Genomic DNA, 22,381 nt, shown 5'->3' on the forward strand with positions numbered 1-22,381 from the left:
ATAAATATTTTCGCTTGAATCTCTTTCCCAAATCGCAGATTCAATGACAATTTTTAATGCTTTTTCAATCTGTTTTCCAGACTGGAACAGGTAACTATTGAGAATCCTACAATTCTCAAAAAAATAATTTAAAAACACGCAATGTTTAAGTCCTGGAATTCGTTATTCCAGTGTCTTTCATTTTTTCAATAACTAAAATAGTAAGCTTATGTATGTAGTAAAAAGAGATGGTCACAGAGAGCCGGTAATGTTTGATAAGATTACAGAAAGAATCAAAAAATTGTGTTACGGTTTAAATGAACTTGTAGATCCTGTTAAGGTAGCTATGCGTGTTATTGAGGGATTGTATGATGGGGTTTCAACTTCTGAACTTGATAATCTTGCGGCAGAAACAGCAGCTTCTATGACAATTGCGCATCCTGATTATGCACAATTAGCGGCGCGTGTGGCAATTTCGAACCTACATTCAAATACAAAAAAATCGTTCTCAGAAACGATGAAAGATATGTACTTATACGTAAATCCAAGAAATGGACAAGAATCGCCATTACTTTCGGATGAAGTATTCAAAGTAATTCAGGAAAACTCAGAGTTCTTAGATTCACATATCATATATACAAGAGATTTTAATTACGATTACTTTGGTTTCAAAACCTTAGAGCGTTCGTATTTGCTAAAAATAAATGGTAAAATTGTCGAAAGACCACAACATATGTTGATGCGTGTTTCAGTTGGTATTCACCTTGACGATTTAAAATCAGTTATCGAGACTTACGACTTAATGTCTAAAAAGTTCTTCACGCACGCAACACCAACGTTGTTTAATGCAGGAACTCCAAAACCACAAATGTCTTCTTGTTTCCTTTTGGCAATGCAGGATGATAGTATTGATGGTATTTATGATACATTAAAACAAACGGCTAAGATCTCGCAATCAGCGGGAGGAATTGGTCTTTCTATTCATAACGTTCGTGCAACAGGATCTTATATTCGCGGTACAAACGGAACTTCAAACGGAATCGTGCCAATGTTGAGAGTGTTCAACGATACGGCGCGTTACGTAGATCAGGGTGGTGGAAAACGTAAAGGAAGTTTTGCGATTTATATCGAAACATGGCATGCTGATATCTTCGAATTTTTGGATTTAAAGAAAAATACGGGAAAAGAAGAAATGCGTGCAAGAGATTTATTCTTTGCTATGTGGACATCTGATTTATTCATGAGACGTGTTCAGGAAGATGCATCATGGACTTTAATGTGTCCTAACGAATGTCCTGGATTATACGATGTTTACGGAGAAGAATTCGAGACAATGTATCTTGATTATGAATTTAGAAATAAAGGAAGAAAAACTATTCGTGCACGTGAATTATGGGAGAAAATCCTTGAATCGCAAATCGAAACAGGAACTCCATATATGTTGTACAAAGATGCAGCAAACCGTAAATCGAATCACAAGAATTTAGGAACAATTCGTTCATCAAACTTGTGTACAGAGATTATGGAGTACACTTCTAAAGATGAAATCGCAGTTTGTAACTTAGCTTCAATTTCATTACCAATGTTTATTGATAACGGAAAATTCGATCACGAAGCACTTTACAATGTTACAAAACGTGTAACCCGTAACCTGAACAAAGTAATCGACAGAAATTACTATCCGGTAAAAGAAGCTGAAAACTCTAACTTGCGTCACCGTCCGGTAGGATTGGGAGTTCAAGGTTTAGCAGATGCTTTTATTATGTTGCGTATGCCGTTTACAAGTGATGAAGCAAAAGTATTGAATCAGGAAATTTTCGAAACATTATACTTCGCAGCTGTAACCGCTTCTATGGAAATGGCAAAAGAGGAAGGGCCATATTCTACATTTGCAGGTTCTCCAATGTCACAAGGAGAATTCCAATACAATATGTGGGGAATGAAAGATGAAGAATTATCAGGCCGTTGGGACTGGGCTTCATTAAGAAAAGAAGTAATGGAGCATGGAGTTCGTAACTCATTATTAGTTGCGCCAATGCCAACAGCTTCGACTTCACAAATTCTTGGAAACAACGAAGCTTTCGAACCCTATACATCAAACATTTACACACGTCGTGTATTGTCTGGAGAATTCATTGTTGTAAACAAACATTTACTTCATGATTTAGTAGACAGAGGTTTGTGGAACGAAACATTGAAACAAGAAATCATGCGTCACAACGGATCTGTTCAAAATATTGATGTGATTCCACAAGACCTGAAAGAATTATACAAAACAGTTTGGGAAATGTCGATGAAAGACATTATCGATATGTCACGTCAGAGAGGTTATTTTATTGATCAATCACAATCATTGAACTTGTTCATGCAGGATGCAAACTATTCTAAACTGACGTCAATGCACTTCTATGCTTGGCAATCTGGTTTAAAAACAGGAATGTATTACCTGAGAACAAAATCTGCGGTTGATGCGATTAAATTCACCCTAAACAACGATAAAAAAGAAGAAGATGTGCCAGAAGCAGTTTTAGTTCCTGAAACTGAAGCAATCAGCGTTGAGGATTACAAAGCGATGTTGCTAAAAGCACAAGCAGGAGATCCTGAAGATTGTGAAATGTGTGGATCTTAATTCTTGATTAGAAGAAAGAGAATAGAATAAAGAGGAAAGATTTTATTCTTAATTTATAGAAAGCAGTTGTCGTAATGATAGCTGCTTTTTTTTTATCAATTCCGAGAAAAAAGGAAATTGTAATTTTTTATAACATAGCCAGAGGTTTCAAGCTTGGGGACACAATACATTATCCGATTCAATATGCGTCCCAAGGTTTAAAACCTCGGGCTATGTTATTATATTGTCTGATTCTATATGTATCCTAAGGTTGAAATCTCGGGCTATGTATTGTATTATCCGATTCAATATGCGTCCCAAGGTTGAAACCTCGGGCTATGTTATTATATTGTCCGATTCTATATGTGTCCTAAGATTGAAATCTCGGGCTATGTTGTATAGCTGTTTGAATAAAAAATATTTCATACAAATAGATTGTAGTTTCGTGATTTAATTAATTTCGTCCATTTCATATCAATTCGAATTAAACAATATCCCTCAAAAATCTACGTTTAAATTAATACCAAAGATTTTTAAAAATCAGCACCTTAGCATCTAAGTAACTTAGCTCCTTAGCACCTTCCTTAAATTAAACCTTTAAAGAAAACTAAAGTCTTATTGCTAAACAAATTCCTGTGTTATGAAAAAAAGCAATCTTTGGTCGTTACGGTTGGGATTTTCCGGAAAAGAATCCTATAAAATTGAGGAACTAGGATTAGAAAAATTTCTAAAGCATTCCTATGATTCAAAGTTTGACAAACAACTTCCTGCTTTTTTAGACGACGACCCCAAGACACTTATCGAACTTAAGGAATTACGCGAATCTATAAAAGCCGCCGATTCAGAAGAAAAAAAGAAGATCCTCAAAAAAGAAATCTACTCGACTATTGAATTAAAAAAATGGTGGATTGCCAAAATGCGAAACGACGAATTTCCGTTACGTGAAAACATGGTTTGTTTTTGGCACAATCATTTTGTTTCCACTTCTCAAAAAGTAAAAGTTACCTACTGGATGTATCAGCATAATATGATTTTACGCGAAAATGCCTTTGGGAACTTCAAGGAACTCACGAAGCAAATCGTAAAATCGAATGCTATGGTGAAATACTTAGACAATGTCGATAATAAAAAAGGCAAATACAATGAGAATCTAAGCCGTGAATTACTCGAATTATTCACCATCGGGATTGGGAATTATTCTGAAAGTGATATCAAAAACGGAGCAAGAGCTTTGGCGGGATTAAATTATGGCGATGACGGAGCAGTTTACAGGCGTTTTGCTGAAGACGATTCTGATAAAACATATTTCGGTAAAACCGGAAATTGGAAAGCAGATGATCTCGTCGATATTATTTTTGAGCAAAAGGAGATACCATATTTAATTACCCGAAAAATTCTGAAATGGTTTATTTATGATAATCCATCAGATGAATTGGTAACTTATTATGGCGATTATTTAAGAAAAGTAAAGTTTGAAATTGAACCATTACTCACTAAAATATTTACCGAAGAATATAAAAAAGATATTTCAGGCACTAAAATAAAAGATCCCTTGGTTTATATTCTGCAGCTTTTAGACGAATTGCATATTGACGATCTTGATGATACGATAGTTTTGTATTTTTTGAAACAACAAGGAATGGATCTATACAATCAGGTTAATGTAAAAGGTTGGGACGGTGGAAATTCCTGGCTGACTTCGCAGGTCTATTTGCAGCGGAATAATACATCAGATTTGCTTTGCAGCGGAAGAAGTGTTACCAGAAAAGTATTGAATACAATGGCTTCTGAAACTGAAAAACCAAAATCAGAATTGGAGAAAATTGACGTGAAAATCGATTTTGATTCCAATGGAAATAACAAAACCATTATCACCGAGTTATCGAACAGATTATTATTTAAAGTCAATGATTCGATGCAAAAAGACATGGAGAATTTGCTGAAATATGATTTTGACCCAAAAGAAGAACATGCCAGTTTTGCCGTAATAAGGCTCTTTAATTATATCACAAAACTACCCGAATATCAATTAATTTAGAAAGCTACAGCCATGAACAGAAGGAATTTTCTAACGCTTACAGGAACTCTTACAGGCGGAATGCTTGTGCTTCCTGATTTTTTACACGCTTTTGGTTCGCAAAATAATTTAGTAATCGGCGAACAGTGTGTTGTATTTGTTCAATTGAATGGAGGAAACGACGGATTGAATACTTTTATTCCGTACGATAATCCGTTGTATTATGATTTAAGAACAAAAATTGCTTTGAATAAGGATGTCGTTGTCGGAAAAAATAAAGGAATGGCATTTCATCCTTCGTTAAAAGATTTTGCTCAAATGCAGCAAAACGGAGATTTAACTGTAATTCAGAATGTGGGATATCCGGAGCCAATTCGTTCTCATTTTCGAAGTCAGGAAATTTGGCAGACCGCAACAGATTCGAATAAATATATTAATGAAGGCTGGTTAGGAAGGTATTTAGATTTACAATGTAACGGACATCAGGCAACGGCAGGAATAAATCTGGATTCTATCGATAATCTGGCATTAAAAGGAATGGAACCCAATTCGATAACCGTAAAAGATCCAAACCGATTTAAGATAAAAGGAAATAAAGAAGAAGATATAACCTTATCGGATAATCCACAATTAGATTTTGTTCGAAAAATAGCCAATTCCGTTACCGAAGGATCTGATGAAATCCAGAAAGCATTAGCGAAATCAAAATCAGAAATCACTTATCCTAAAACCGATTTATCTAAAAACTTAGAATGGATTGGCCGATTGATAAAAGGGAATCTAAATTCGAAAGTATATTATACTTCTCTTGGCGGATTTGATACGCATGATAATCAGCTTGCGATTCACGAGAAAAAATTAGCCGATTTAAATGATGCGATATACAGTTTTTATCAGGATTTAAAACAAGCGCAATTGCTTCAGAATGTTACAGTGGTAGTTTTTTCGGAATTTGGACGACGAGTAAAAGACAACGGAAACGGAACAGATCACGGAACTGCAGCGCCAATGTTTATTATTGGAGGAAATAACAAAGGAACAATTTTAGGAAATAATCCAGATCTGGCAAACTTGGATAATGGCGATTTAAAATATGAAATTGATTTTAGAAGTGTGTATGCTTCACTGTTACAGCAGAAAATGAATTTCGATTATGCAAAAATTGGGATTAGGAATAAACCAGTTTCGGGATTGTTTTAAAATTTTATAGCCACAAATTTCACGAATTCCCGCGAATTTTTATTTGTTGTAATTAGTATTTTTTTTGAAACTGAATTAGTGAAATTGAATTTTAATCGGCAATTAATTTGTGAAATTCGTGGCAGAAAAACTTGATGAAATATGGAAATCATAAAATTATCTAAAGATAGAGACACTGAAAAAAAGGTTTTGGCTAAACAACTATGGAATAGTGTATCTGGTGATGTTAAGAGAGAATTAGATATTCGTATGCAAAATTTAGAAAATGGAAAAACTGAATTGTATACTTGGGATGAGGTTAAGGCTCATTTAAGATCTCTTAGATAATTCTAATTCCTATAATTAGTTAGTTGTCGAGCTACTTATGAAGATTGCTCCTTCGTTTAAATGACAATATTAAGAATAAAACTTAGAATTTTAGCGACTCAAAACCTTAGAATCTTAGAAAAACCAATTGTAAATATCTCATATTAAGTCGATATTTTTATATTATCATACAAAACATCATAAATTTGTTAAGAAATCCTTTTTTGTTTCATAAAATGCAATATTTTTTTTGGTGCAGTGAAAATAATTTATACATTCGCAGAGAATTTATTGAAAAACACAAACAAAATGGCAAGTAACCGTTTTTATTTTAGCAACTCTTTTTATTTCTTCTTTAGTAGAAGTGAGGATTGTGCTATGGTTATTTGAGAAAATTAAAAAAGACAAATAAAACTAATATACAATCCTGATGAAAATCAGGATTTTTTTTTGAATATATGACAACTAAAATTGCAATACAAGGTATAAAAGGTTCTTTTCATCATCAGGTTGTGAAAGAGTATTTCTCTGAAAATGTGGATATTGATGAGTGTTTGTCTTTTGAAGAATTGGTTGACAGTCTTCTTTCGGGAAAATCTGATCAGGCAGTTATGGCGATAGAAAATTCGATTGCAGGACCAATTATCCCGAATTATGCCTTGATTGACAAGAATAATTTGCACATTATTGGAGAGCATTATTTGAGTATTCACCAAAATTTAATGGTTTTGAAAGGTCAGAAAATCGAGGATATAAAAGAAGTTCATTCGCACCCAATGGCCATTCTGCAATGTATGGATTTCTTAAAACAATATCCAAACATCAAATTGGTTGAAGATAAAGATACAGCTGAAACTGCCAGAAGAATTCAGGAAAAACAATTAACCGGAATTGCAGCAATAGGAAGTAAGGTAGCTTCGGAAATGTATGATCTGGAAATTATTGCGCCGGAAATTCAGACGATCAAAAACAACATGACACGTTTTGTAATCATCAAAAAGCAAAATTCATTTTTGCCTGAAAACGAAATCAACAGAGCGTCAATCAAATTTGAATTAGATCACAAAAGAGGAAGTTTGGCGGCGGTTTTAAATGTAATGAGCGATTGCAAATTGAATTTAACTAAGATTCAGTCGCTTCCAAAAATAGAAACACCCTGGAAATATTCATTTTTCGTAGATGTAACATTTGAGAAATACGAAGATTTTGCAAAAGCCAAATCGCTATTAAATATAATGGCAGAATATTTAAAGGTATTGGGAGAATATAAAAACACGAAACCTTTAAGTCAGTCTTAAAGTTGGAAAGTCGAAAGTCTTAAAGTCAAAAAAGCATACAGCTTACGGCATAAAGCCTAAAGCATTTTTTAATAAAAAATAAAAATGATTACAACAGCAAAAAGATTAGATACAGTTGAAGAATACTACTTCTCATCAAAACTGAGAGAAGTTCGTCAATTGCAATCTGAAGGAAAATCTATCATCAATATGGGAATTGGAAGCCCTGATTTGAGTCCGTCGAAAGCAGTAATTGAAGCAGTTGCTGCAGCAATTCTGGATGAAAACGGGCATGGTTATCAGAGCTATCAGGGATTACCGGAATTGAGAAAAGGGATGGCAGATTTTTATCAGAATCAGTTTGGTGTTGAATTGAACCCTAATAATGAGATTTTGCCTTTGATGGGTTCAAAAGAAGGGATTATGCACATTTCGTTAGCATTTTTAAATGAAGGCGATCACGTTTTGATTCCGAATCCGGGTTATCCAACCTATACTTCGGTAACCAATCTGGTTGGAGCAGTTCCAATTTATTATGATCTGAAAGAAGCAAATGCATGGGAACCGGATTTTGAAGCTCTGGAAAAATTAGACCTGAAGAAAGTAAAAATTATGTGGCTGGGTTATCCGCACATGCCAACAGGAGCAAGAGGAAGTTTAGCATTATTTGAAAAATTGGTTGCTTTTGCTAAAAAACACAACATATTATTGGTCAACGATAATCCGTATAGTTTTGTTTTGAATGATAACCCAATGAGTTTATTGCAGGTTGAAGGTGCCAAAGAAGTGGCTTTAGAACTAAACTCTTTAAGTAAAACATTCAATATGGCAGGCTGGAGAGTTGGGATGGTTTTAGGAAATCCTGAAATTATCGATGCGGTCCTAAAAGTAAAAAGCAATATGGACAGCGGAATGTTCTATGGAATTCAGAAAGGGGCAGTTGCAGCTTTGAATTGTGATAAATCATGGTTCGAAGATCAAAACAAAATTTACAGACGCCGAAGAGAATTGACAGAAAAATTAGCAGAAAAATTAGGCTGCGAAGTTTACAAAGAAGGAGTTGGGCTTTTTGTCTGGGCGAAACTTCCGGAAGGAATCGAATCATCAGAAAAGTTCATAGACGAGATATTATACGAGAAACATATTTTTATCACCCCGGGAACAATCTTCGGAAGTAATGGTGAAGGATATATAAGATTCTCGTTGTGTGTAAAAGAAGAAAAAGTACAAGAAGCGATAGATAGGTTTTAAGTATTAAGATTTTAGAATAAAGAATAAAGAATCCGGATTTTGACATAGTTTATCAGGCTGAACGAAGTCGAAGTCCACATTCCAATTGGAGCCCCCTTCGACTTCGCTCAGGGTGACAGAAAAAAATAAAGGTCTTGAAAAAACGAGAAGCCCTAGCCCTGATAGAAGCGGCATCCTTTAATGGTTGGGTTCATCATAAAAGATACAGCGGATAGCAGGAAATAGCTTCTAATAAAAAGAATTATGAAAGTATACGTAATAGGAATAGGGCTAATAGGCGGTTCGATGGTGCTTGACATCAAAGAAAAACACCCCGATGCTACTATTTTTGGAATAGATAATAACGAAAAACACTTGCAGGAAGCAATTGATTTAGGTGTTATCGACAAGGCGGGAAGCTTTGAGGAATTGGCAGATGCTGATTTTGTAATTGTTTCGGTTCCCGTAGATGTGGCTTTGGTGGTTCTGCCTAAAGTTTTGGATGCAGTTGGAGATAAAACAATTGTTTTTGAAGTAGGATCGACTAAAAAGCCAATTTGTGAAGCTGTTGCCAGTCACCCAAAAAGAAGAAATTTTATCGCAACGCATCCTATAGCGGGGACGGAGTTCTCAGGACCTTCGGCAGCGATAAAAGGTTTGTTTCAGGGGAAAACGAATATCATTTGTGAGGTGGAAAAAACCACTTTTAAATTGCAGGAAAAAGCATTGAAACTTTTTAGCGAAATAGGAATGAGGATTCGATATATGGATCCAACTTCGCACGACAAACACATTGCTTACGTTTCGCATTTGTCGCACATTAGTTCATTTATGTTGGGAAAAACAGTAATGAACAAAGAAAAGGACGAACAGGATATTTTTGATATGGCGGGAAGTGGATTTGAAAGCACGGTACGTCTGGCAAAAAGTTCTCCCGCAATGTGGACACCGATTTTCAAGCAAAACAAGGAACACGTTATTGAAACATTAGAAGAATACATTTCAAATCTGAGTCGGTTTAGGGATTTGTTAAAAGAAGATAATTACAATGCCATTTTTGAAGAAATGGAAAGCACGAATAAAATCAAAGAAATATTAAACGGATTAACAATTAAAAAGTAAAAATAGAATTAAGATGGAAAATAAGAAAGAAATGAGAAAGTGGTTAGATGATTTCAATTTAAATCACCCACTTGTGATAGCTGGACCATGTAGTGCAGAAACGGAAGATCAAGTATTGAAGATTGCGCATGAATTAAAAGATTCAAAAGTTAGTGTATTCAGAGCTGGAATCTGGAAACCAAGAACGCGTCCGGGAGGATTTGAAGGTGTTGGAGAAATTGGTTTAAAATGGTTGCAAAAAGCAAAAGCTGAAACTGGTTTGTTAATGGGAACTGAGGTTGCGACTGCAGCACACTGTAAACTAGCTTTAGAACATGATATAGACGTTTTATGGGTTGGTGCCCGTACAACTGCAAACCCATTCGCAGTTCAGGAAATTGCTGATACCTTAAAAGGAACTGATAAAATCGTTTTGGTTAAAAACCCTGTAAACCCTGATTTAGCTTTATGGTTAGGTGGTGTTGAGCGTTTACACATGGCTGGAATCGAGAAATTAGGAGTTATCCACAGAGGTTTTTCTACTTACGAAAAAACAAAATACAGAAATATCCCGGAATGGCAAATTGCTATCGAATTGCAAAATAAATTCCCTGATTTACCATTAATCATCGATCCGTCTCACATTACAGGAGATCGTAAAATGATTTTTGAAGTAACGCAAGAGGCTTTAGATTTGAATTACGATGGTATGATCATCGAAACGCACTACGATCCGGACAATGCCTGGTCTGATGCTGCTCAACAAGTTACTCCAGACGCTTTGAAACAAATCATTAAAGATTTGACGATCAGAAAAACGGATGATACTACAGATCAGTACACTCAAAAAATGACAAAACTAAGAGCTAACATCGACGTTCTTGATGCTAACTTATTAGAATTGTTAGGAAAACGTATGAAAGTAGCTGACGAAATTGGTCAGGTGAAAAAAGATGCAAACGTAGCGATTCTTCAAAACAACCGTTGGAACGAAATCTTAGGGAAAATGATTCTTGAAGGAGAGAAAAAAGGTCTTACTGAAGAGTTTGTTTTGAAGATGTTCAAAGCAATTCACCAGGAAAGTATTGGTCACCAGGAAAAAGTAATCAACGCTTAATTTCTTTTAAACCATATAAGTGATGTAAGTTAATTTTGAAATTATTTTAAAGTTCTCTTATAACATTATTTAAAAATAGATTGTTTTTTTAAGAATCTCCGGCACTTTGTAAAAGAAGTGTTGGAGATTTTTTTTTGTTTAACACAAAAAAATAAAAGGTTAAATATGATTTTCTATACAAACATAGCCCAAGGTTTCAACCTTGGGGACAAAGATTGTGAATATGCATTGCAACCCCAAATATTGCGACCCTTGATTGCGTCTTCAAGGTTGAAACCTTGGGCTATATTTTTCACAGCTTTTAATCTCAATCTTAGGCTAATATTTTCTTATATAACTTATATGGTTAAATATTTTTTTTAAATCCATTCCAACCTTTTTAGATTTTATATGCTCTATAGTTATATACAAACTTAACTATCGCGTTATGAAATCAAAAAGACGTTTATCCAAGCCAGATTTTTTTCAGGTAAATTTGAAAATACTACTTTTTTTCTTAGTGTTCTTTGGAACAAAAACTTTCGCACAAAGCCCTGAACTTACTGTAAAAGGTGAGGGTGCGGAAAAAGTGAGAATGAATAAACTAATCGTCAATGTAAAAGTGGTAGGAAATATCGCTTACACTACTGCCGAAATGCATTTTTTTAATTCGGGAACTCGCCAGATGGAAGGAGAGCTTATTTTTCCGTTACCTGAAAATGTTTCGGTTTCAAGATATGCCATTGATATAAATGGAAAAATGCGTGAGGCAGTTCCGGTAAATAAAAATAAAGGGAAACAGGTTTTTGAGGCCATAGAACATCGTCGCGTTGATCCGGGATTGTTAGAGAAAGTCGATGGAAATAATTTTAGAACCAGAATCTATCCTATAATGCCAAACGGAGAACGTACTGTAGTTATTGGTTACCAAGAAGAACTTTCGGCATTTGATAGAGATAATTTGTCTTATCAGTTGGTGAGCCGTTATCCTAAAAAACTCGATAATTTCGAAATGAATATTTCGGTTTTAGGAACTTCAACTTCGCCAACTGTCGCTGAAAACTCCGGTGATGCAATTGTTTTTTCAAAATGGAATCAATCTTTTCAGGCTTCTATAAAAAAAGAAAATTATCAGCCTTCTGAAAAGTTACTTTTTAAGATTCCGATTCAGGAAAATGCTCCAAGTGTTGTGATGCAGAATGTGGGTGGACAGCATTATTTTTATGGCAATACTTTTATCGAAGGAAATAAGATCGCTAAGAAAACACCAGTTTCTATTGGTTTGATCTGGGATAATTCCCTGAGCTGTAAAACAAGAGATCTCAAAAAAGAACTGGCTTTGCTGGATGCTTACTTTCAGAAAATAAAAAACACGAAAGTGACTTTGTACTTTTTGAATTATACTTTCGAAAAACAAAAAGAATACACCATCTCTAATGGAAATTGGTCTGAACTAAAAGCTGTTTTGGAACATACAAAATACGATGGAGGAACTCGCTTTTCGCAAATAAATTTCATAAACAATGACGAATATTTATTTTTTTCTGACGGATTATCTTCTTTGAGTGATAACGTTTTACCAAAAACAAAAAAGCCACTCTATGCGATCACGTCATCAGTTTCTGCTGATTTTGCCTTTTTGAATTACTCGGCAATGCAAACTGGTGGTAATGCTATTAATTTAAATCAGTTAAATCAAGAAAATGCTATGGATAAATTGGTGAATACGAATCTGAAGTTTTTAGGTATTAAAGAAAATTATACAGTAACAGATTTGTTTTCAATACCGGGAACTTCGGCTTCAGGAAGTTTTAGTTTTTCGGGAATTTCTTTGAATCCAAAAAATGAAGTTACCTTATTATTTGGTTATAATAATGAAGCTGTTTTAGAGCGAAAAATTACTTTAGATGCAAGTCTTCAAAATACAAATGATGTAAATGTTGAAAAGCTTTGGGCGCAGAAAAAAATTGCAAATCTTGATTTTGAATATGCCAAAAATGCTGATGAGATTGAACTTCTGGGAAAGAAATACGGGATCATAACTAAGAATACTTCTCTGATTGTTCTGGAAGATATTCGCGATTATGTTGCTTATGATATTGTTCCTCCAGCAGAATTACGTGAAGAATTTGACAGAATTAAAAAGCAGGAAAATGATAGTCGTTTGGCACAGCAAAAGAATAATTGGGAGAGTATCGAGAGTTATTTTGAAGGATTAAATTCATGGTGGAAAAAGGATTTGAAATATGCTGCTCCAAAACCTTTGCCAGAACCCAAAGTTAAAAATCCCCGAAGATCAGTTAATAATACCATAAACAGAAGTTCAGGAAGAAATGCAAGTGCTATTTCAAGCAGAAGGGCAAATGTTGCGGCTGGTCAGGTTTCAGGAACGGTTTTAGATGAGGAAGGAATAGCCTTGCCGGGAGTGACCATAACTGTACAAGGAGAAAGACAAGGAGTTTATACTGATTTTGATGGTAAGTTTGTAATAAGAGCTGCCGAGAATAGTACACTTAACTTTAGTTATCTTGGTTTTGAGCGTTATCAGGTAAATGTGGGTGCAAATAATCAATTTACAGTTAGATTACGAGAATCTTCAGCACGTTTACAAGAAGTGGTTGTGACTTCATATGCTGCTCCTGTTAGAAAAAAAGATGTTTCATATGCGGTACAATCAATATCAGCTGAAGCGGTTTCTAAAAATGCTGATATATCGCAAGCGCTTGCCGGTAAAGTAGCAGGAGTTCAGGTAGTACCAACGCCACAGAATAATACGTCACTTGTTCAGGGAAATGAAACGCTTAAAGATGAAAAAGAAAATTCAGATACTGAAAATGTGGAATATGAAGATTCAGATGTAATTAAAAACGAACCTAAAACCTGGAATCCCGATAGATTATATCTTAAAGCTTTAGCAGCTGCACCAAAAGAAAGACAATATGAATTGTATTTTGAATTAAGAAACGGACAAGAAAGAAATCCAAGTTTTTATTTTGATGTAGCGCACTTTTTCTACAATCATGGCGATGTTAAAAAAGCATTGCAAATCATTAGTAATATTGCTGATTTAGGTTTAGAGAATCATCAGCTTTATAAAACGTTAACCTATACGTTGCGTCAATGGAAAGAGTTTGATGATGCATTATTTACTGCAAAACAAGTTGCAAATTGGAGAGCACATGAACCGCAAAGCCTAAGAGATTACGCATTGGCTCTGGAAGATTCAGGAAAATATCAGGAAGCTTTTGATGAATTGATCAAAGCTTTAGAAGTAAATTATTACGGAGAAATGAGCGGACAATATGAAGGTGTAGAAGATATTATTTTGATGGATATTAACCGTTTAATGATCGAGCATAAAAATTTAAAAACAGGAAAACTTGACAAAAAGTATTTAGCAAAAATGCCGGTTGATATTCGAATTATAATGAACTGGAACTTGATGGATGTCGATCTTGATTTGCATATTATTGAACCAAACGGAGAAGAATGTTATTACGGGCATAAAGACACAAAAGCCGGAGCCAGATTCTCAAAAGATTTTACACAAGGTTATGGTCCGGAACAATACTTAATTAGAAATGCCGTGAAAGGAAAATATCAAATTAAAACCAATTATTTTGGTGAAAGCGAATTAACAGAAAACGGTCCGGCAACAGTCATGGTAGAAATTTATACGACAAGAGCAGGAAAAACAACCAAAACTTTAAAAACAATTCAGTTAGGTAAAATCAAGGAAAATGAAATATTAGCCGAAATAGTTTGGTAAACAGGTTATTTTTTAATGTCTGTTCTTAATTTTAAAAGGCGAAGTTGCGTTGTTCAATTCTAAAAACGTAATTTTGCCTTTTAATATATTTTAGATTTTCAAGATAATTGAAAATCTAAAATAAACAATCTAAAATTTGAATGACAGGACTCGTATATAAATCTACAGGAAGTTGGTACACTGTAAAATCTGAAAAAGGCGATTTTATAGAATGCCGTATGAAAGGGAAGTTTAGGATGAAAGGTATCAAAAGTACCAATCCTATTGCTGTAGGTGATATTGTCGATTATGAACTCGAAGAAACCTCTGATACTGTAACGGGAACGATTTTTAATATTCACGAAAGAAAGAATTACATCGTTCGTAAATCAGTTAATTTATCGCATCAAATGCATATTATTGCGTCGAATATCGATCGCGTATTTTTATTGATCACGATTAATAATCCACCCACAACCTTCAATTTTATTGACCGTTTTTTGGTAACTGCCGAAGCCTATAATATCGAAACGATTTTAGTTTTTAATAAAATAGATACTTTTGATGAAGCCACTCTTGATGATCAATTGTACATGCAATATGTCTATCAGCAAATTGGTTACAAATGTCTTCGTGTTTCTTCTACAGAAATGAAAGGAATTGAAGAGTTAAAAGAAATGATGATTGGTAAAGTAAGCATGTTTTCAGGACATTCAGGTGTAGGGAAATCTACCTTGGTAAATGCCATGGAACCATCTTTGCATCTTAAAACCAAAACTATTTCTGAAGCGAGCAAACAAGGTCAGCATACTACTACATTTGCCGAAATGTATGATTTGTCTTTTGATGCAAAAATCATCGATACACCAGGGATCAAAGGTTTTGGGATTGTTGATATGGAAAAAGAAGAAATCAGTGGATATTTTCCTGAATTTTTTAAACTGAAAGATCAATGCAAGTTCAACAATTGTCTGCATAAAGAAGAACCGCATTGTGCTATTAAAGCCGCACTAGAAAGAGACGAGATCGCTTGGTCACGTTACAATAGTTACTTAAAAATACTGGAAGGCGACGATGAAAATTATCGTACAGATTCTTATGATGAAGATCGTAAAGCCAGTGATGAGATGAGAAAATAAAAAAATAAATTCCAATTTTTTAAATTCCAATTAGAAAAGAATAAGATGTCAATTGTAGAGATGCACAGCAGTGCATCTTTTTGTATCATAATTTCAAAAATCTGTTTAATTCGTGTAATCTGTGGCTAAATAAATTCACAATTTATAATTCACCATTAATATGAGAGTAGTTCTTCAAAGAGTTTCCCAGGCATCTGTAACTGTAGATGATCAAAAAGTAGCTGATATTCAAAAAGGTTTGTTGGTCTTAGTTGGAATTGAAGATCTGGATACTCAGGAAGATATCGAATGGCTGGTTGGCAAAATCATAAAAATGAGAATTTTTGGTGACGAAAACGACGTCATGAATTGCTCGGTTCAGGATATCGATGGTGATATCATTGTAGTAAGTCAGTTTACACTTCATGCTTCTACAAAAAAAGGAAATCGTCCTTCGTACATAAAAGCTTCAAAACCAGAGTTTGCTATCCCAATGTATGAGAATTTTGTAAAGGCTTTAGAAAAAGAATTCAAAAAGAAAATCCAAACAGGAATTTTTGGTGCAGATATGAAAGTTAATCTGCTCAATGACGGTCCTGTAACGATTTTAATAGACAGTAAAAACAGAGATTAATATATTATTAGAGAAGTGTTAAAGGTTTCTAAAAATAATATATATTTGGCGAAATTACTTACTAATGAAATTAACTTTTTCCGGGTTATTCTTTTTCTTACTTGTTAATCTTTGTTCTGCCCAAAAGACAGATTTTGTTTTTACACCAGTTTCTGATAGTCTTAAAGAAAATGCCAATGCAGTGGTTCGTCTGAACCAATTAGATATTAATATTGTTTCGCAGAGAGATATGAATATCAAGACTCAGCGAGTAATAACTGTCTTAAATGAAAAAGGTTTAGCTGAGATCGATGCATATCAGCACTATGACAAAAGAACCACTATTAAAAACATTGAAGCAACAGTTTATGATTCTTCAGGTAAGGAGATTAAGAAAATTAGGCGAAAAGATTTTACAGATCAAAGTTCTGCCGGCGGTAGTACACTTTTTTCGGATAATCGCTATTTGTATTTAAATTATACACCAATTTCATATCCGTTTACCGTAATTTTTAACTGCGAAATTCAAACTTCAACTACAGCCTTTATTCCCGTTTGGTATCCGTTGTCCGGTTATTTTTTAAGTGTTGAAAAAAGTGTCTTGAATGTCACATATCCTAATGCACTTGGTTTTAAGAAAAAAGAATCTCAGTTTTCTAATTTTAATATAAAGAAAGCTTCAGATACAGATACTAAGCTTTCTTATCTCGCAACTAATATTTTAGCTCAAAAACCGGAAGATTATAGTCCTGTTTTTAAAGATTTATATCCAAAAGTTGCCATGAGCTTAGAATATTTTAATTTAGAAGGTATTGATGGTAATGCAAAAGATTGGAAAGAATATGGCAAGTGGTTTTCGGATAAAATTTTAACAGGTACCACAAATTTACCAGAAGAAACAAAAACAAAGATAAAAGCTTTGGTAGGCAACGAAACAGATCCTGTGAAAAAAGCAAAAATTGTTTATCAATTTGTACAGGAAAAATCCAGATATGTAAGCATTAAGGTAGGAATTGGAGGTTGGAAACCAATGTTGGCAAGCGATGTAGACAGATTAGGTTATGGCGATTGCAAAGCATTGTCTAATTATACAAGAGCATTATTAGATGCAGTAGGAGTTCCGTCTTATTATACTGAATTATACGGTGATTCGAATTTGATGGATATCGATGAAGATTTCTTTTCCATACAAGGAAATCACGCTATCTTATGTGTGCCGGATAAAGATAAATATGTTTTTTTAGAATGTACAAGCCAGGATGATCCTTTTGGATATCAGGCAAACTTCACGGATAACAGAAAAGTTATTGTTATTAAGCCTGATGGAGGAGAAATTATAAGAACAAAAATCTATAATCCATTAGAAAATTCGCAATCAAGTAAAGGAAGTTATATAATAGATGATAAAGGACATTTTTCTGGTCAGGTAAATATTATGTCTGAAGGTTCTCAGTATGGTACAAGAGAGCGTGTGCAGAAATTACAGCCAACAGAAAAAGAATCGCATTATAAAGAGTACTGGAATAATATCAATAATTTGAAACTCGGTAAAATTACTTTTACCAATAACAAAGAAAATATTCAATTTACTGAAGATGTACAAATAAGCGCTATTGATTATGGAAAACTCACAGGAAATAAAATAATTTTTACTGTTGATGCTTTTAATCAAAGTTCGGGGAATGTTAAAAGAATTAGAAATAGAAAAAATCCATTCCAGATTCAGCGTGGCTATTTAGATACAGATGAAATCGAGATTAATTTACCAACAAGTTTTGCAATCGAATTTCTTCCTTCAAACTTCGAATTGAAAGGAAAATTTGGTGAATACAAAACTGAAATAATCAAAAAAGAAAATAATAAACTGACTTATAAACGCTCTATATTTATAAATAAAGGCAATTATTCAAATAAAGAATTTGATGAATATCGTCTTTTTATGGAGCAAGTATCAAAAAACGATAACGCCAAAATTATACTAACCAAGAACTAACCAAAATGAAAATTATTAAATTTTTTAGTCTGTTAATTGTGTTACTATTTACTCCAAAAGTAATAGGACAGGAATTTAAACTGGGAAAAGTCTCAATTGCTGAATTAGAGCAGAAAAAGCATCCTAAAGATTCATCGGCAGCTGCCGCCATTTTGTATAAAAAAGGAAAAACCAGAATAGAATTTGATGTGAATTCTGGCTTTGTAAGTGTTACAGAAGTAGAGACAAGGATTAAGATCTATAAAAAAGAAGGTTATAAATGGGCGAACCAAAGTGTTTGGTATCATAATGAGTCTGATTTTAAAGAAAAAGTAGCTTTTAGTGATGCGGTTACTTATAATTTAGTAGATGGTAAGATTGAGAAGATAAAGTTAAAAAGCGATGGAGTTTTTGATGAGGCAGTCGATAAGTTCAGAGGGCAAAAAAAGATCACAATGCCTAATGTCAAAGAAGGCTCTGTTATTGAATTTAGTTATATAATAAGAAGTCCAAGTGCCCGAGTAATAAAAGAGTGGGGTTTTCAGACCAGTATTCCGGTAAATTACTCAGAGTTTGTGACTTATATACCGGAATATTATGTCTTTAATGCGAGGCAGAAAGGATATGTTTTCCCTAAGATCACCAGGGTAAAAAATACCAGAACAATAGTTTTTACAAGTAAAGAACGAGGTGGGATAAATAATCCCCTAACATCATTTACTTCGGATAAATTAAATTATACCGAAACACAGACAACGTATGTAGCTGTAGATTTTCCGGCAATGAAAGACGAAGCCTATGTTAATAATATTGATAATTATTCTTCAAGTATTCAACATGAATTGTCGATGACGAAATTCCCGCAGGCAGAGATGAAAATGTATTCGGTTGATTGGAATGCAGTTGTGAAAACAATTTACGAATACCAGGATTTTGGTCCTGAATTGAACAAGTCCGGATATTTTGAAGAGGATTTAAGAAAGAAATTAGAAGGAAAAAATACAATTGATGAAAAAATACTGGTCGTACTGGATCATGTAAAAACGAATGTAAAGTGGAATGATTATTTTGGATACAACTGTGATAATGGTGTTAAAAAAGCATACAAAGAGAAGACAGGAAATATTGCGGATATCAATTTGATGTTAACTGCTATGCTGCGTTATGCAGGTTTAACTGCAAATCCGGTTTTGGTAAGTACCCGTGCCAACGGAATTTCAATTTTTCCAAATAGAACTGCTTTTAATTATGTTATTGCTGCAGTTGAAACTCCAAATGGTAAGATTTTGTTAGATGCATCTGATAAATTTTCGACTCCAAATGTTTTGCCTTTGAGAACTTTAAATTGGTCTGGTCGATTGATTAGAAAAGACGGAAGTTCTGAAGAAGTAGATTTGATGCCTCAAAAAACTTCAAATGATATTGTTTTCATGAGTTATAGTATTGATGCAGAAGGTAAGGTGACAGGAAAAACCAGAAGGCAATGTACAGATTATAATGCCATGATTACAAGAGAGAATATTAATGGGCTTAAAGAAGAAGAATATTTAGAAAAGCTGGAGAATAGAAATAACAAAATCGAAATAAGCGAATATTCAAGAACAAACGAAAAAGAATTATTGTTGCCTACTATGGAAACATATTCATTTACCGGAAATAATTTATGCGAAGTAATAGGAGGGAAAATATATGTAAGTCCTATGTTATTTTTTACAAATGAACAAAATCCTTTCAAGCAGGATGTCAGAGAATATCCAGTTGATTTTGGATTTCCTTTTATGGATAAATATAGTATAACACTTCAAATTCCTGAGGGTTTTACTGCTGAGGTATTGCCTGCTCCATCAATTATTAATATGGAGGATAATTTAGGAAGTTTTAAGTTTATTATTGCCGCAACCGAAAACATGTTGCAGATTAATATCCAACATCAAATTAATGAAGCTATTGTATCTACAGAACAATACGAAATGCTTAAAGAGTATTATAAAGGAATGATTGCAAAAGAAACTGAAAAAATTGTTTTAAAAAGAATATAGCAGTATTAAAGATTAGGGCTAATTTTGTAAAAAAAATATAACTATGGACTTGAAAAATGCACAACTTGATGTAGATACCTGGATAAAAGAACACGGGGTTCGCTATTTTAATGAGCTTACTAATATGGCACAACTTACAGAAGAAGTAGGTGAGGTTGCCAGAATTATTGCTCGCAGATATGGCGAACAGTCAGAAAAAGAAAGTGATAAGAACAAAGATTTAGGCGAGGAACTGGCTGATGTAGTTTTTGTAGTTTTATGTCTTGCCAACCAAACCGGAATTGATTTACAAGCCGCCTTTGATAAAAAAATGGATTTGAAATCAATTAGAGATAAGGACCGTCATAAAAACAACGATAAATTAAAATAATTGTGAAATATCACTCATAAGTTTTGAATTATGAGTTTTGAATTTTGAATTATGAGTGGGGAGTGGTAAATTGCGTGGCGAATTACGTTTCTAATCATTCATAATTCATAATTTACAATTTATAATTTAAAAAATGAATTTACTACTTCAAACAACTCAACATAATTTACAAGGCCAGATTGCAGTAACAGGATCAAAAAGCGAAACGAATCGTTTATTGTTGCTAAAAGCATTGTTTCCAAATATTACACTTTCTAATACTTCAAACTCTGATGACAGCGAAGTAATGCAAAAAGCCCTGATTGGTAATGACGAAATTGTCGATATTCATCATGCAGGAACAGCAATGCGTTTTTTAACTGCTTATTTTGCTGTAAATGAAGGTCGTGAAGTAGTTATGACAGGTTCAAGCAGAATGCAGGAACGTCCGATTAAAATTTTAGTGGAAGCTTTGGGACAATTGGGAGTTGAAATCTCTTATGAAAAAGAAGAAGGTTATCCGCCAATCAGAATTAAAGGAAAAAAAGTAACGTCTTCAAAAGTTACTTTGGCAGCAAATGTAAGCAGCCAGTATATTTCGGCACTTTTACTTGTAGCTTCAAAATTAGAAAATGGTTTAGAGCTTACTTTAGAAGGAGAAATTACTTCGATTCCGTATATCAAAATGACATTGGCCTTGCTAAAAGATTTAGATATTCAGACTAGTTTTGATGGAAATGTAATCAAAGTATATCCAAAAGCTGAAGTGGTATCAAAAGAAATGGTAGTAGAATCTGACTGGAGTTCAGCATCATACTTTTTTAGTTTGGTAGCTTTGGCCGATACAGCTTCAATAACATTGAGCAGTTACAAAGAAAATAGTTTACAAGGAGATTCAGAATTGGTATCGCTTTATGAAAAATTAGGAGTTCAGACTACTTTTCAGGATAATAAAATGACGTTGGTAAAACAAGAGAATTTTAAATTTGAACCAATAAATTTTGAACTAAATAATACGCCGGACATTGCACAAACAATTGTAGTAACTTGTTTAGGTTTAGGAATTGGTTGTCACTTAACAGGTCTTCATACGTTGAAAATTAAAGAAACTGACAGACTTGAAGCGCTTAGAATTGAATTAACTAAACTTGGAGCTAATATCTCGGTTACAAATGATAGTTTGACTTTGACAGCTTCCGACAATATCAATCATAATGTAAAAATTGCAACTTACAACGATCACCGTATGGCAATGGCATTTGCACCTTTAGCATTAAAAGTGCCAATCATTATCGAAAATGCTGAAGTAGTTTCAAAATCATATCCCGATTTCTGGAATGATCTGAAAGCTTTAGATTTTCAAATTTCACAATTGTAAATAAAAATAATCGCCAAGAATTCACGAATTATTTTTTAATTAATTCGTGAATTCTTGGCGGAAAAATACATAGAAGCCGTCTCAAAACATATAATTTGAGACGGTTTTTTATTTGATGATGTTTTGATTTTTATTGGGTTAATTTTGAGTGGAGGCAAAAATTGCCCTTATGCTGCAATTTTCTTCCTTAAGTTGTGACCTAAAGCCATTAATCCGAACTCTAATTCAACTTTTTGAATTCCTTTTAAAGAAAATCGTCTAAATCCGTTATTATGCTTGAGTTGGGCAAACACAGGCTCTACATCGGCAGAGCGTTGCTTTCTTCTTTGTATTCCTATTTCACTTAGCAG

The 22,381-nt window shown here is 33.8% G+C and carries 16 protein-coding genes; 15 read left to right on the forward strand and 1 reads right to left on the reverse strand.

Features of this window, described 5'->3' with window-relative positions; translation table 11 throughout:
- Positions 1–208: 208 nt before the first annotated feature.
- The 15 genes from NJT12_RS17845 (at position 209) to NJT12_RS17915 (ending at position 22,031) form a co-directional block, all read left to right on the forward strand.
- Positions 209–2,608 (forward strand): ribonucleoside-diphosphate reductase subunit alpha, encoded by a 2,400-nt coding sequence (locus NJT12_RS17845; RefSeq protein ID WP_271337278.1) that lies wholly within the window; start codon positions 209–211, stop codon positions 2,606–2,608.
- A gap of 619 nt (positions 2,609–3,227) precedes the next feature.
- Positions 3,228–4,625: a DUF1800 domain-containing protein gene (locus tag NJT12_RS17850; RefSeq protein WP_271337279.1), complete on the forward strand. Its 1,398-nt coding sequence runs from the start codon at positions 3,228–3,230 to the stop codon at positions 4,623–4,625.
- 12 nt (positions 4,626–4,637) lie between these two features.
- Positions 4,638–5,804, forward strand: a complete 1,167-nt coding sequence (locus tag NJT12_RS17855) for a DUF1501 domain-containing protein (RefSeq protein ID WP_271337280.1) — start codon at positions 4,638–4,640, stop codon at positions 5,802–5,804.
- A 141-nt stretch (positions 5,805–5,945) separates the two neighbouring features.
- Positions 5,946–6,131, forward strand: a complete 186-nt coding sequence (locus tag NJT12_RS17860; RefSeq protein ID WP_271337281.1) for an addiction module protein — start codon at positions 5,946–5,948, stop codon at positions 6,129–6,131.
- 437 nt (positions 6,132–6,568) lie between these two features.
- Positions 6,569–7,408 (forward strand): prephenate dehydratase, encoded by an 840-nt coding sequence (locus NJT12_RS17865; protein ID WP_271337282.1) that lies wholly within the window; start codon positions 6,569–6,571, stop codon positions 7,406–7,408.
- A gap of 84 nt (positions 7,409–7,492) precedes the next feature.
- Positions 7,493–8,638, forward strand: coding sequence for a pyridoxal phosphate-dependent aminotransferase (locus NJT12_RS17870; RefSeq protein WP_271337283.1), 1,146 nt, complete (start codon positions 7,493–7,495; stop codon positions 8,636–8,638).
- A gap of 243 nt (positions 8,639–8,881) precedes the next feature.
- On the forward strand, positions 8,882–9,739 hold the full coding sequence (locus NJT12_RS17875; RefSeq protein ID WP_271337284.1) for a prephenate dehydrogenase: 858 nt from the start codon (positions 8,882–8,884) through the stop codon (positions 9,737–9,739).
- A gap of 13 nt (positions 9,740–9,752) precedes the next feature.
- On the forward strand, positions 9,753–10,835 hold the full coding sequence (locus NJT12_RS17880) for a bifunctional 3-deoxy-7-phosphoheptulonate synthase/chorismate mutase type II (RefSeq protein WP_271337285.1): 1,083 nt from the start codon (positions 9,753–9,755) through the stop codon (positions 10,833–10,835).
- Positions 10,836–11,262: 427 nt separating this feature from the next.
- Positions 11,263–14,583 (forward strand): VIT domain-containing protein, encoded by a 3,321-nt coding sequence (locus NJT12_RS17885; protein WP_271337286.1) that lies wholly within the window; start codon positions 11,263–11,265, stop codon positions 14,581–14,583.
- 140 nt (positions 14,584–14,723) lie between these two features.
- Positions 14,724–15,701, forward strand: coding sequence for a ribosome small subunit-dependent GTPase A (gene rsgA / locus NJT12_RS17890; protein ID WP_271337287.1), 978 nt, complete (start codon positions 14,724–14,726; stop codon positions 15,699–15,701).
- Positions 15,702–15,861: 160 nt separating this feature from the next.
- Entirely contained in the window at positions 15,862–16,314 is a 453-nt protein-coding gene (dtd, locus tag NJT12_RS17895) for a D-aminoacyl-tRNA deacylase (protein ID WP_271337288.1), read from the forward strand.
- 64 nt (positions 16,315–16,378) lie between these two features.
- Entirely contained in the window at positions 16,379–18,286 is a 1,908-nt protein-coding gene (locus tag NJT12_RS17900) for a transglutaminase family protein (RefSeq protein WP_271337289.1), read from the forward strand.
- 5 nt (positions 18,287–18,291) lie between these two features.
- Positions 18,292–20,304: a DUF3857 domain-containing protein gene (locus NJT12_RS17905; RefSeq protein WP_271337290.1), complete on the forward strand. Its 2,013-nt coding sequence runs from the start codon at positions 18,292–18,294 to the stop codon at positions 20,302–20,304.
- A gap of 43 nt (positions 20,305–20,347) precedes the next feature.
- Positions 20,348–20,674 carry a nucleotide pyrophosphohydrolase gene (locus NJT12_RS17910; protein ID WP_041518431.1) on the forward strand — a complete coding sequence of 109 codons (327 nt, stop codon included), beginning with the start codon at positions 20,348–20,350 and terminating at the stop codon, positions 20,672–20,674.
- 133 nt (positions 20,675–20,807) lie between these two features.
- Positions 20,808–22,031, forward strand: coding sequence for a 3-phosphoshikimate 1-carboxyvinyltransferase (locus NJT12_RS17915; protein ID WP_271337291.1), 1,224 nt, complete (start codon positions 20,808–20,810; stop codon positions 22,029–22,031).
- Positions 22,032–22,198: 167 nt separating this feature from the next.
- On the opposite strand, the gene NJT12_RS17920 is transcribed toward NJT12_RS17915, so the two are convergent.
- Positions 22,199–22,381: transposase (locus tag NJT12_RS17920; protein WP_271337292.1), on the reverse strand; the 183-nt coding region annotated here is incomplete at its 5' end.

The sequence above is a fragment of the Flavobacterium azizsancarii genome (assembly GCF_027980145.1).
Lineage (GTDB): Bacteria > Bacteroidota > Bacteroidia > Flavobacteriales > Flavobacteriaceae > Flavobacterium > Flavobacterium azizsancarii.

Coding starts and splice junctions, on each gene's coding strand:
- NJT12_RS17845 (WP_271337278.1), top strand. CDS start 209: ATGTATGTAGTAAAAAGAGATGGTCACAGAGAGCCGGTAATGTTTGAT.
- NJT12_RS17850 (WP_271337279.1), top strand. CDS start 3,228: ATGAAAAAAAGCAATCTTTGGTCGTTACGGTTGGGATTTTCCGGAAAA.
- NJT12_RS17855 (WP_271337280.1), top strand. CDS start 4,638: ATGAACAGAAGGAATTTTCTAACGCTTACAGGAACTCTTACAGGCGGA.
- NJT12_RS17860 (WP_271337281.1), top strand. CDS start 5,946: ATGGAAATCATAAAATTATCTAAAGATAGAGACACTGAAAAAAAGGTT.
- NJT12_RS17865 (WP_271337282.1), top strand. CDS start 6,569: ATGACAACTAAAATTGCAATACAAGGTATAAAAGGTTCTTTTCATCAT.
- NJT12_RS17870 (WP_271337283.1), top strand. CDS start 7,493: ATGATTACAACAGCAAAAAGATTAGATACAGTTGAAGAATACTACTTC.
- NJT12_RS17875 (WP_271337284.1), top strand. CDS start 8,882: ATGAAAGTATACGTAATAGGAATAGGGCTAATAGGCGGTTCGATGGTG.
- NJT12_RS17880 (WP_271337285.1), top strand. CDS start 9,753: ATGGAAAATAAGAAAGAAATGAGAAAGTGGTTAGATGATTTCAATTTA.
- NJT12_RS17885 (WP_271337286.1), top strand. CDS start 11,263: ATGAAATCAAAAAGACGTTTATCCAAGCCAGATTTTTTTCAGGTAAAT.
- rsgA (WP_271337287.1), top strand. CDS start 14,724: ATGACAGGACTCGTATATAAATCTACAGGAAGTTGGTACACTGTAAAA.
- dtd (WP_271337288.1), top strand. CDS start 15,862: ATGAGAGTAGTTCTTCAAAGAGTTTCCCAGGCATCTGTAACTGTAGAT.
- NJT12_RS17900 (WP_271337289.1), top strand. CDS start 16,379: ATGAAATTAACTTTTTCCGGGTTATTCTTTTTCTTACTTGTTAATCTT.
- NJT12_RS17905 (WP_271337290.1), top strand. CDS start 18,292: ATGAAAATTATTAAATTTTTTAGTCTGTTAATTGTGTTACTATTTACT.
- NJT12_RS17910 (WP_041518431.1), top strand. CDS start 20,348: ATGGACTTGAAAAATGCACAACTTGATGTAGATACCTGGATAAAAGAA.
- NJT12_RS17915 (WP_271337291.1), top strand. CDS start 20,808: ATGAATTTACTACTTCAAACAACTCAACATAATTTACAAGGCCAGATT.